This window comes from Pseudomonas sp. FW215-R2, assembly GCF_058789255.1.
The window spans coordinates 46,024-58,314 of record NZ_JBYTBO010000001.1 but is presented as its reverse complement, the minus strand read 5'-3'; the positions used below and the strand labels follow the sequence as shown (position 1 = coordinate 58,314).

The 12,291-nt window shown below is 60.1% G+C and carries 4 protein-coding genes; 1 reads left to right on the top strand and 3 read right to left on the bottom strand.

Translation table 11 applies throughout. The features are described from left to right. Positions 1-187 precede the first annotated feature (187 nt). On the top strand, positions 188-7,327 hold the full coding sequence (locus AC3WRD_RS00235) for a TcdA/TcdB pore-forming domain-containing protein (RefSeq protein ID WP_102620086.1): 7,140 nt from the start codon (positions 188-190) through the stop codon (positions 7,325-7,327). Positions 7,328-7,393: 66 nt separating this feature from the next. Here the strand turns inward: AC3WRD_RS00235 and AC3WRD_RS00230 are convergent, their stop codons facing one another. The 3 genes from AC3WRD_RS00230 to purD all read right to left on the bottom strand — a co-directional run bounded on the left by AC3WRD_RS00230 (position 7,394) and on the right by purD (position 12,260). Then, the gene (locus AC3WRD_RS00230; RefSeq protein ID WP_096819748.1) at positions 7,394-7,990 is read right to left on the bottom strand and encodes a MarC family protein; all 597 of its coding nucleotides are present in this window, start codon (positions 7,988-7,990) and stop codon (positions 7,394-7,396) included. A gap of 97 nt (positions 7,991-8,087) precedes the next feature. Further along, complete coding sequence (locus tag AC3WRD_RS00225; RefSeq protein WP_102620085.1) at positions 8,088-10,865, bottom strand: hybrid sensor histidine kinase/response regulator; 2,778 nt, start codon at positions 10,863-10,865, stop codon at positions 8,088-8,090. A 102-nt stretch (positions 10,866-10,967) separates the two neighbouring features. After that, positions 10,968-12,260, bottom strand: a complete 1,293-nt coding sequence (purD, locus tag AC3WRD_RS00220) for a phosphoribosylamine--glycine ligase (protein ID WP_102620084.1) — start codon at positions 12,258-12,260, stop codon at positions 10,968-10,970. Between the last annotated feature and the right edge of the window lie 31 nt (positions 12,261-12,291).

Here is a 12,291-nt window from a genome sequence, read left to right as displayed (position 1 = left end):
TCTTCTGACATTGTTTGAATGGCTTCATGTTTGTCTGTGAAGTTCTTTTGCACTAGTTTTGCGTTCGATGGGTTTTTAAGTTTCCACCGTTTTGGTTTGTCATCAGAGGATTTCTCTCTTGGCTAAGTGTTTGGTGCGCGCTTGTTTTTGGTGCGTATGTCATTGGATGTTTCAAGGAAGTCGGTTCATGCAAGATGCAAAAGTTAAAGCCGTTGATGGTGAATATGTAAAGTTCGTCAATTTGTTCAAGTTGGCGGACCTTGAACAGGCACTGTCGCCGTACAAGAACACCCGACAATATGATGCCGTTATCCGTTATTACTTTGCCTGCATCGGCCTGCTTGATTCGCCGCGGCTGCTGCATCCTCTGGCGCTGTTCAAGCAGGCGCTGGGCGAATTTGGCCAGGGCCGTGTACGCCGGGAAGTGGAGCAGGAGCCGGCGCACAGCCCTGATACAGAATCGGCTCCCACCCTTTCACAAATTACTGGTCGAGTGGAAAGCTTCGAGTCGCGCCTGCTTTACAGCATCGAACAAATGAAGTCGCCGGCGACACAGGTGCCGAAAATTTTGCACTTCGTGTGGCTGGGTGGGGGCATTAGCGAGATTCAGCGTGATTACATCAATCTCTGGAAACAAGTGCTGGCCGGGCAGGGGTATAAAATCAATCTCTGGTATGACAGTGATGCAATGCTTGTCCATCAGACCACTCGCCTTGTTGTTGAAGCCGCCAAAGCGCACGCGATGCAGAATGGTGGAGTTGACAGCGATTCGGAAGGTGAACTCGGAGAAGCCTATGTAACGAGAGCCATTGTTCTGAAACAGCAAATGTTTGCTCATATCAATGAAGCTGTAGCAAGCGGTGTATCAGCTGACGATGCCAGAATGCAGTTGTTGGCCAAAGCGTATGGTCAGCAGGACACAGATCTGAAACTGCTTAAAGAGCGCAATCTGCAGAGCCTGCAGGCGGTGGCCGGTGGCGACTTGCAGTTGCGCGATTTGGCCGGCACTTCGCAACCCATGCAGTTACAAGCCATTTACGATCAGGAAATGCGCATGCGCGGCAATCTTGCCGCGGGTTCCGATGTTGTGCGGCTAGAAGTATTAGTGCCAGAAGGCGGAATGTACTCAGATGTCGATAATCTTCCTCCCTTATTGAAGGAGTTGGGCGGTTTGGATATCAGCAAGTTCGGTCCGTATGCCGAGCTTGGCATCACTCAACTGCTGTTGGATCACAATCCACACTGGATGCCCGGACGTCAGGCATTGCGCAGTCGTTACAAGAGTTATGACCACTACATCCCCCAGGAACATCGTGCCGCGCTGGAGTCTTTTGCCAAAAGCGCGCCGGTGTTGAGTCAAGTCTTCCAGGCGCCGAGCGACCTGCTGGCACGCTCCTACATGCTGCGTGCCTTGGCTGAAATGGGTTCAGTGACCAACGCTTACCTGATGGCTCATCCGGGCGCACCTATGGTGCAGTCGGTGCAGGAGAGCCTGCGCTTCAACTTTGCAGTGATGGACTCAGTCGCCAGGGTGGGTAGGGCCAAAGGTGTCGCGCCAGATGACCACGGTGCCATGCAAAAGCTGGCGGTTGTCGAAATCGAGCGCCGACTCGGGCCTTTGAATGCGCTGTCTTTTGTTCGGGAAATCGAAATGTATACGCTGGCGGATGCTATCGCCGGTTACCACAGAGACGGTATTCGTCCAGAAAAGGAGGTAACGATTTTTCTGACCGGTCCAGGGGCTATGCGCCGGGGCATGCAGGACTATGAACGGGCTCATTTCACACCTCGGGACGACGGCACCCTGAGTCCAGAGCTGAGTATCGCTCCTCTGGGGACAGTTAATCGCTCTAGCGAGGAGGAGCAGGACCACTCATGGAAGGAAAACGCAGAGAATTTAGTTCAATGGGTAAAAGATGAAAAACAACGTTGGCACGACGGCCAATACAAAACCCGCTACGCCGGCAACATCGACGAACTGCTAAAACACTCGGCCGTCGAATTCGAACTCGGCTGGCCGCTCATCGAAGGACGTCATGTCCTGAATACCGAGTTGTTGCAGCGCATGGCCGAGCGCCTCGGCGAACCGTTTACCCAGGCGATGATGAGCGGCCACGATGGCAAGGTTGTGTTCGCTGAAAGGTTGCCGCTGAGCTTCGATGATCGTCAGGCCATCCGCAATCAGGACACTCGCCTGCGGCCACCGGCATTCCCGAAAAGTCCGATCGCCCAGAATCTCGCGCTGGATGAACTATTGATCGGTCTGGGCGCCGGCTCCTGGCAACTTGCGCAGCTCAACCCGTTGCAGCGTTTGACGCTTGGAGTGTTGGTGGGCGTCGAGTCACTGGATAGTCAGAGCTTCTCCACCCTGAACAGTGCACTGGAGAATCTGATCAACAGCGTCAGCGAGCGGGGGACGTCCGGGCGTTACGCAGTGATCGAGCAGCATCTCTATCAGCGTCGGGCGCCCGCGTTTCTGGCAGGGATGGCAAGTGTCGAGGATGGCTTGCCGGCGAACTCGGTCAGCGCACTGAGCCTGAAGAAAAACGCGCTGGCCAACGCCGTGACGCTGTTTGACTGGGGGCGTCAGGTGGCGCAGGTCCAGCGACTCGCCACTCAGGAACACCGTGAAAAGGTACAGGAACGGGTGGAGCAAGTGCTGAACCAGTTCGAGGCCGGAACCGCCAAACTGGTGCCTCAAGATCTTTTGATGCATGGACCAGGTGACACGGCTGGCGGCCGTTGCTTTCCGCTGGTGCTGGCGATGAGTGCCGCCCTCACGCAGGGCGAGGTAGCGACCCGACAATTGCGCGAGCGGTTTTTCCTGACGGTACTTGAACCGGGGCAATCGGACTCGACGGCGTTTCTGGGGGCACTGGAGGAAATGCGTGGCATGAACGCCGCAGAGGTCGGCACGGCGCTGGGGCGGGTCGATCTGGACACGGTGGTCTCGACCCTCGAGGAGTCTGTTAGCACCCGAACCCTGATGCTCAACTCGGACAACCACTCGATGCTGGTGGCCCGAACTGTAAACGGGGCGGCAGACGCTTATCACTTCTATGATCCGAACTTCGGCCTGTTCGAATTCGACAGTCCCGCGACCTTCAAAATGGCCCTGAAGCAATTTTTCAAGGACACGGACATGGCTCAACACTACGCCGTGTATGGCAAGGCTGGCAGGCCGCAGTTCGATCTGATCGATGTTCAGGGGGAGCAGGTTGCCGGTCTGGAGCTGTCGAGCGGCTTCAAGGTGGCTCAGTTGCTCAAGGATGAACCACTGCCGGACAAACCGTTCAGGCCCATTCGCCAGAGGGTTAACAGTGCTCACGGCCAGTCGCTGATGGCGAATTCGCGACTGGGCAGTGCGCTGCTGAGTTCAGACAATCACTGGTGGGCGGAGCAGATCGCTGAGGCAACTTCGCGCTTGCAGGAGGGCCATGATTCGGTCACTCCATTGGTGCCGTTGTTCGATTCGCTGGAGGTGATACCCGAGGGCGGCTATCGGGTGAACATGATCGATCCGCAGAGTGGCGAGTCGGTGGCCATGGTCACCAGCCGGGATGATCGCCTGTTGCGAATCAGGAGTTACCTGACTGACCTGTTCTCGACCCTGGGGCGCAAACGTGCGACCGGCGCGGTGGTGGATCCGACCGAGGCGGCAGCGGTGCACATGCTCAATGCCGGGTTTGCGGTGCAGGCACTGATGAATGCGTTGCGCGGGCGTGAAGGCGACGAGCGCACATTGACCACTGCGGTGCAGTGGCATGCCTACGTCAACTACGCACAACTGGTGCATGGCAATGTGGTCGATGTGGCAGGGCTGATCGGTCTGGTGCAAGCCGCGTTGCGCGATGAAAAACTGATTGCCCGTACCAGTGCGAAGGTGGTCGGCGAAGCACTTGAGCCATTGACCGGCAGAGCCATCGGTGCTGTAGCCGGGCATGTGGCCAACGAGGGCGTCGGTGCCGTGCTGGGGCTGGCCAATGTCGGCTTCGATATCTATCAGTTGGCGAATGCCCGTAACGATGTCGAAATCGCGACCTATGCCACTCAACTGACATTCGACGCCAGCAGTCTGGCCCTGACGGGGGCGGGACTTGGTGCGGCGCTCGCCGGCGCGGGTACGGCGGCTGCAGTGCTGGGTGGCGCCGGGGTGATTCTGGGTGGCCTGGCAGTCGGCGTGGCTGCACTGGCGCAAAACTTCGCAACCATCGCAGAAGAAGCGAAAGCGGTCGGGCTGTTTTTCGCGGAACTGGAGCAGGCGCATCACGGTGCCGGGTATCGCTACAGCGGCGAGCAGGGTGCCTGGTTACCGCGACCGGCGCTGATCATCAACGGTCTGGATCTGGGCGCCGGTAAACTGTTGCTCGACAGCACTCGTCTGTATCCGCTGCGCGATCATTTCGGTGTACCGGAATTCGAGGTCGACTATTCACGCGCCATCAACCTGAGCAAGGAGCTGGGCTACCCCGCCGAGATGAAGTTCTCGCCACCGGCCGAGCAAGCCATTGTCCTGCCGTGTACGCCGATCACCTGCTACCGCTACGAGTACCAGATCCTGCCGTTTGCATCGCAGCGCCACGACAAGGGCTTCGACATCGCCCGGCGTCTGGAGAAGAAAAAAGCAGACGGTCAGTGGCTGTTCCTGTTTTCGTTCTACTCGTTTCCCAGCCACTACATCCTCTATCGGATGTACCCCGATTATCGGCCGACCGAGATCAACGTCACGCTCGATGCGCAGGCACGCAAACTGGTGGTGCCGGTCATCCCCAAGCCATGGCACGAGCAGATCAGCTATCGGATTCAGGGCGGTGGAGGCACATGCACACTCGTGCTCAACCCCGGCGTCAACGTCGGACTGACGTCAGTAGGCAAACAAAAGGACCGCTGGATCATTGTCGCGCCGTGGGCCGTCGAGACGGACATCGTGTTCGGCAGCAACGGGCAATTCAGTATCAAAGGCTGCGAATTCAAGGTGACGGCTGACATAGCGCCGGAAATTTCCCTGCTGATCGAAAATGGCCGGCTCTTCCGGATTGCCGGCGACAAACGGCTTGAGCTGGATCTTCTGGAAGAACAGGCGCCCAAAGGGCTGGACGGCCAGATCCTGCAGGATCATCTGCAAGACCTGGCGCGAGCCCATCGATTGGCGCTGCGCTACACGCCGATCCACGACTATCTGATTCCGTTCGAAAACATCAAGGCACCGCGTTACACCAATGGCTGGTACGACGCCGCGCAGGACCGGATTCTCTACATCCGCAACGACGAGGTGTTCGACGATGAGGGCCTGTTATCGATGGTGGTCGGCGGTTCGGCGTTTTTCCACGATCCGCTCGGTTACGAGATCTGCCAGGTTGATGCTGGCACGGGACTGCTCAGTCATCGCTATCGTTTGATGTTCCGTCGCACTGGCGTCAGCACGATCCGCAGCGTCGAAGCCGATGGTCAGGGCGTCGTGCATGTGGTGCAGGACTATGCCCATGAAGACGGCACGCTTGAGCGCCTCAATTACCTGATTCACGAAGGCTTGCTGTGGCTGAGTTCGGTTACCCGCGGACTTGAACCGACCTTCGAGTCGCTGCTCGATGACAGCACTCCCCTGGCCGGCTGGGCTCCGATACTGGGCGAGTGGGTGGTGCCCAAACCGGTCTACGATGACAAGGGGTATGCCACGGTCGACTGGCAGTTCGCGCCTTACGTTTCGATCTGCTGGACGATCGAAGAGAACGCCCGGGACATGGCCTGGATTCGTACCCGTGACAATCTGATCGTGCGGCCGGTACCGCGTCGTCGTCATGCACGCGGCTGGCCCGACTCGGTCCAGAACCTGAACGAGTTGATGCTGCTGACGCTGGCTGATGACGTCGACGTGTTTGTCATCTACGACCGCCAGCTTCAGAACCTGTGCCGGGTGCAGCGCACAGTGGAGGAAGGGCAGGGCCAATGGTCGCACCGCTGGGTGCAACCTGGGGGCCTGAAACAGGTGACTGCTGAGCACAAGGGTTATCAGGCGCGGACCGAGGACGGGTTGTCGTTCGAGATCGGTACCGACGGCGAAGTGCGTTTTGCGGGTCTGGCCGAACCATGGCTCAAGGGACGAGGGCAATGGTGGCTGGCGCTCGAAGCGGTGGCCCGGCAATACACCGTTGAACAGTTCCTGATTGTCGGCATTGCCAATGCCGCTGGCGATGCACGCTTGCACGCCTGGTACGTGGGAGGCCGCCTGCTGCTGTGTGAGGCGCAACAGACGCAGCTCCAACTGCTCGGCATGACGCCGGACAATCAATCGGCATGGCTGTTCGAACCCGAAAGCGGCGAGGTCTGGCGCCAGACCTTTATCGATAAAGAGCAACTCGACCAGGCCTTCGGAAAAGGCACGCAATTGTTACAGGCCGCATTGCTGCCCAAACCCGAACGACAGTGGACTGCCTGGCGTTTTGCCGATGTGCGGATCGACGGTGCCGGTCTTGTGGGCACGACGCGGGAGGGGGTGGTGCTGCAACTGGAACATCAGGCACCCCCGCTGATCACCGGCGTACAGCATGATTGGCTGGCGGCCCATGGCGACAATCTGATCGGCAACTTGCAGGCCTTGCTGGCGAACGAGGCGCATCGTCCGTTCATTTCGATCGCTGCGCAGGACGCCAGTGTTCAGTGGTACATCGCCGACAGCGCACGGCTGATCCAGATCCCCGCTGCCGATTTGCCCAAGGATTTCGAGCTGCTCGGAACCCGGCGAAATACCGATGTCCTGCTGCATAAGCCGCAGGAACGGGTCGTTCAGGGCTACCCGAGTTTGCGTCAGATCAAACCGCTGGATTATGTCCAGCGCACGGGTGAGGTACTGGTGCTTGAAGGGCGGGTGGATGCCTACGATCTGCTGCCGCTGGTGCCGGACGATGTGCGCACACTGGTTTTGCGGGTGGGGCGCGGTTCGATGAAATGGCACCTGTCCGAGGCGCTCATGCGCAAGCTCGATTCGCTGGTGGTGGATTGCCGTTATCCGCTGGTGGGTTTTCCGCAGTTCATGGGCCGCTTGATCCTGACCATGACCGATCCGCACAAGCTCGAAGTGGGGATGGTCGAGGAGCATCTGGTGGTGATTGATCCTGACAGTGAGCACTGTGTGCTGGTGCGCAATGCGGATGCGCCTGATCCGGCGCTACGTGGTGATGCCATGCTTGAGGTCAAGGGGCTGCGTCCATGTCAGGTGTCGACCCTGGTGCGTTGGCTGAAGGCGCGCAAGGATGAAACCGCAAGCGTGACGTTGAAAGCCTTGATCGATCAGGCTGGCGCGAAGAAAACCGTCGAGTCTGCCGGTTGAGGGCTTACGGGCACTGACGAAAAAAGACCGCCGACGTTACCGTCGGCGGTCTTTTCGTTTCAGGGTTCAAGGCACAAGGTAGCCTTTGACCCCGGTAAAGATGATCTGCGCCGCCAGCGCGCACACGAACAACCCCATCAGGCGGCTGACGATCTGCAGGCCCTGGTCACCGAGAATCCGCTCGATGCGGTTCGACAGGTAAAGCACCACTCCCACCGTGAAACTGGCGAGCGCGATGCTCATGATCGCGATCAGCTTGTCATCCCAGTGCGGCTGGCTGACGCCCATCACCAGCAATGCACCGATGGTGCCGGGGCCGACGGTCAGTGGAATGGTCAGCGGAACAATTGTCACATCCTGCTGCACGTTGTCGGTCTGCACGGCCGACTTGCCCTGCGCCATGCCCAGCGCCGAGATGAACAGCACGCTGCCGGCACCGATGCGGAAGGCATCCACGGTGATGCCGAACACGTCGAAGATCACCCGCCCGAACAGGTACAGCAACACGCTCGAAACCAGGGTGGCGATCGCAACTTTCCAGGCCAGGCGCCGTTGTTCCTTGCGCGAATAACCCCGGGTCAGGCTGATGAAGCAGGACAACACGAAGAACGGGCTATAGAGCACCAGCATCTTCAGGTAAACGCTGAACAACACATGGAGCATGATTGAAACTCGCGCCGACGAAAGTTGAACGGAGTCTATCAGGCGGATCTGGCGTCATCACGCCATGTTCCGTTCGAGGAGTGAGGACTCGCCGAGATCAGGGCGTACGGGCCGTCGTGCGGTTTTGCTGATCACGCTGGGCCACCCAGTGCTCGATCAGTTCACGCAATTGCGAAAGCTCCACCGGTTTGGCCATGTGCCCGTCCATGCCGGCCTGACGCGCTCGCTCCTTGTGTTCGGCGAGGATGTGCGCGGTCAGTGCGACGATCGGCGTTCGGATGCGCTGATTGCCGACTTCCCAGGCTCGCAGTTGCTGGGTGGCGGAGAAACCATCGAGGATCGGCATTTCGCAGTCCATCAGCACCAGGTCGTAGCGCTGGGCTTTCATGGCCTGCAAGGCTTCTTCGCCATTACTGGCGGTGTCCGGTTGCAGATTGAGTTTGCCGAGCATGCCGCGGATCACTTTGGTGGAAATCGTGTTGTCTTCGGCGACGAGGATGCGGAAATCGCTCGGGACCTTGACGGCCGTGGCCGGGCCAGTCGGTTGTGGCTGGAACACGGCCTGGCCACGATTGCGCTGGTTCAGTTCGTCGGCCAGCGTGGTCTTGAGCGTGTAGCCGGCCACCGGTTTGGCCAGGATGCGCTTGATCCCCGAATTGCGCGCGATGATCTTGCTCGGCGCATTGCTGATGCCGGTGAGCATGATCAGCAGGATGTCGTGGTTCAGGCTCGGGTCTTCCTTGATCTTGGCCGCCAGTTGCATGCCGGTCATGCCGGGCATGTTCTGGTCCAGCAAGACCACGTCGAAGTAATCACGCAAATGCGCCTTGGTACGCAACAGGGCCAGCGCTTCCTTGCCCGACGGTACCGCGCTGACGTTCAGGCCCCAGGCGCTGCACTGTTGCACCAGCACTTTGCGGCAGGTGTCGTTGTCGTCGACCACCAGTACCCGCGCGCCTTGCAGCGGACTGTCGAGATCGGAGGTCGGATGCTCCAGACGATCGGGGTCCAGCGGCAGGGTCAGCCACAGCGTACTGCCCTGGCTGGCGCCGCTCTTGATGCCGAACTCGCCCTGCATCAAACGGATCAATTGCCGTGCGATCACCAGCCCGAGATTGCCGCCCAGCCGGTTGGCCGACAGGAAGTGCTTGCTGTGCAGCTCGGCGTGCATCAACGCATCACGCTCTTCCTGGTCCATCGGCTGACCGCTGTCCTGCACGGCAATGCGCAGGCGCGGTTTGGTGCTGCGCTCATCGAGGGCAACCACCACCAGCACTTCGCCTTCTTCGGTTTTCTTCAGGGCGTTTTCCAGCAGGCTCAGCAGCGTCTGGCGCAGACGCGTCGGGTCGCCGCTGATGACCCGTGGCACCTGCGGCTGGATGAAGCTGATCAGTTCGACGTTCTGCTGTTCGGCCTTGGCGCGGTAGATGCTCAGGCAATCGTCGATCAGGGCGTTGAGGTCGAACTGCACGTCGTCCAGCTCGATCTGTCCGGATTCGAGGCGGGAGATGTCGAGGATCTCGTTGATCAGGGTCAGCAGTTCGTTGCCGGCGCTGTGGATGGTCTGCACGTAGTCGCGTTGCTTGACCGACAGCGGCGTGCCGAGCAGCAGTTCGGTCATGCCCAGTACGCCGTTCATCGGCGTGCGGATCTCGTGGCTGATCTTGGCGAGGAATTCGGCCTTGGCATTGATCTCGGCGTTGCTCGCGGCGAGGTCGCGGCTGATGCTGAAGCGGCTTTCGGTGATGCTGCGCTGGCGCTCGCCGAGGGCGATGCTCATCAACAGGCCACTGATGCAGATGAAACCCATCAGGGTCATGATCAGACCTTGCGGCGCCACCAGGGTCAGCCCCAGCAAGGCCGGAAGGATGATCAGCGTGCCGATGTTGAACACCACCATCGCGGCGACGAACAAGCGGGCAGGGCGGTAGCCTTTCTGCCAGTGATAGAACGCCACCAGCAACATGCTCAGACCGGCCAGGGCCACCAGTGCGTAAGTGATGATGTTCAGCGGCAGGGTGTTGACGAACAACAGCAGCAGGCTGCAGATCACGATGAACAGGATGTCGCCCAGCAGCAGCTTGTTCAGCGGGTGCGGGCCGAGCGGGGCGAAGAAGCGGTAGGCGAACATCAGGCCGGCCGGCGCGGTCAGCAGCAGGGCCAGATAGGCGCCGGGAGTCTGGATCGCGTGCCAGTTCGGCAGCCATGGGCCAGCCAGGTTGAGCAGCAGCAACAGGCTCAGGCTCAGCAGCGCTTCACAGACTGCCAGCCACAGGCTGCTGCGCGAGCGGGTGTAGGCGTAGCGGATCAGGTTGTGCAGGATCAGCATCGCCAGGCAGCCGAACAGCAAGCCGTAGATCAGCGTCTGGTTATGATTAGCCGCGCCCATCACCGCCGATTGCAGGGTGATGTACGGGCGTAACTGGTGGTCGGAGACCATTCGCAGGTAGATGTCGAGGGACTTGTCGCTTTGCGGCAGCGGCAGCAGAAAGTCGCTGCTCGGCAGGGGGCGCTCGGCCTGGGCCTGAACGGTGCCGGTTTCCCGTTGCTCGATCAGCCTGTCGCCATCGAGCACGTACAGATTGAGGTGTGACAGGTCGGGAGCGAAGATGCGCAGCACTTGTTCGTGCTTGCCGGGCGCCAGTCTGAAGCGCAGCCATAACGCGCCATCGGGTTCGGCCGCGGTGAGGCGGTCAAGCTCGATAGGGCTGAATTGATTGGTGTAGCGGGCGGAGCGGATGTCGCTCAGCTGGAGGTTGCCCTGATCGTCGAGCAATACCGACCAGCCACTGCCTTGCGCGGCCTGGGCCGGGAGCATGCAGAGCAAGGTCAACAGTGTGACGGTGAAGCCTATGGCAATCCTGAGCCAGCGCACGGCGAAATCCCTTCGTAGGTTGATGCCAGAATATAACGATGCGCAGCGTCGGAACAGTCCGGCAAGGACCAAGGGCCCTTGCCGGAAACACAGCGTAGCTTATTACCGGGTTTCGCCGCGTTCACGGGCAATGGCGCGGTAGCCAATGTCGGTGCGGTAGAAGCAGCCTTCCCAGTCGATGGCCTTGGCCAGTTTGTAGGCCTGCTCCTGGGCAGCACCCACGCTGGCGCCCATGGCAGTGGCGCACAGCACCCGACCACCGGCCGTCACGACGTTACCGTCCTTGAGCGCGGTGCCGGCGTGGAAGACCTTGCCTTCCAGGTTCGCTGCCGCGTCCAGACCGTTGATCGTCGCGCCCTTGGCGTAGTCGCCCGGGTAACCGCCAGCGGCCAGCACGATGCCGACGCTCGGACGTGGATCCCACTGCGCTTCGACTTTATCCAGGGCCTGGGCCAGTGCCGCTTCGACCAGCAACACCAGGCTCGACTGCAGACGCAGCATCACCGGTTGGGTTTCCGGATCGCCGAAACGGCAGTTGAACTCGATGACCTTCGGATTGCCGGCCTTGTCGATCATCAGACCGGCGTACAGGAAACCGGTGTAGACGTTGCCTTCTTCGGCCATGCCGCGCACGGTCGGCCAGATCACCAGATCCATCACGCGCTGGTGCACGTCGGCGGTGACCACCGGGGCAGGGGAGTAGGCACCCATGCCGCCGGTGTTCGGGCCGCTGTCGCCGTCGCCGACGCGTTTGTGGTCCTGGCTGGTGGCCATCGGCAGGACGTTCTTGCCGTCGACCATGACGATGAAGCTGGCTTCTTCGCCGTCGAGGAACTCTTCGATCACGACGCGCGAACCAGCGTCGCCGAAGGCGTTGCCGGCGAGCATGTCGCGCACGGCGTCTTCGGCTTCGGCCAGGGTCATGGCGACGATCACGCCTTTACCGGCGGCCAGGCCGTCGGCCTTGATCACGATCGGCGCGCCTTTTTCACGCAGGTAAGCCAGGGCAGGCTCGATCTCGGTGAAGTTCTGGTAGTCGGCGGTCGGGATCTTGTGGCGTGCCAGGAAATCCTTGGTGAAGGCTTTCGAGCCTTCCAGCTGCGCAGCACCGGCGGTCGGGCCGAAGCAGTCCAGACCACGGGAGCGGAACAGATCGACGACGCCGGCAACCAGCGGCACTTCCGGACCGACGATGGTCAGGGAAACGTTCTTCTCGGCAAAATCTGCCAGTTGCTCGAGGGCCAGCACGTCGATGGCGACGTTTTCGCACTTGGCTTCAATCGCGGTGCCGGCGTTGCCCGGTGCCACGAAAACCTTCTGCACACGCGGATCCTGAGCCACTTTCCAGGCCAGGGCGTGTTCGCGGCCACCGCTGCCAATGATCAAAACATTCATTTCAAAAACCTCGGATGACGCTAATTCTGTT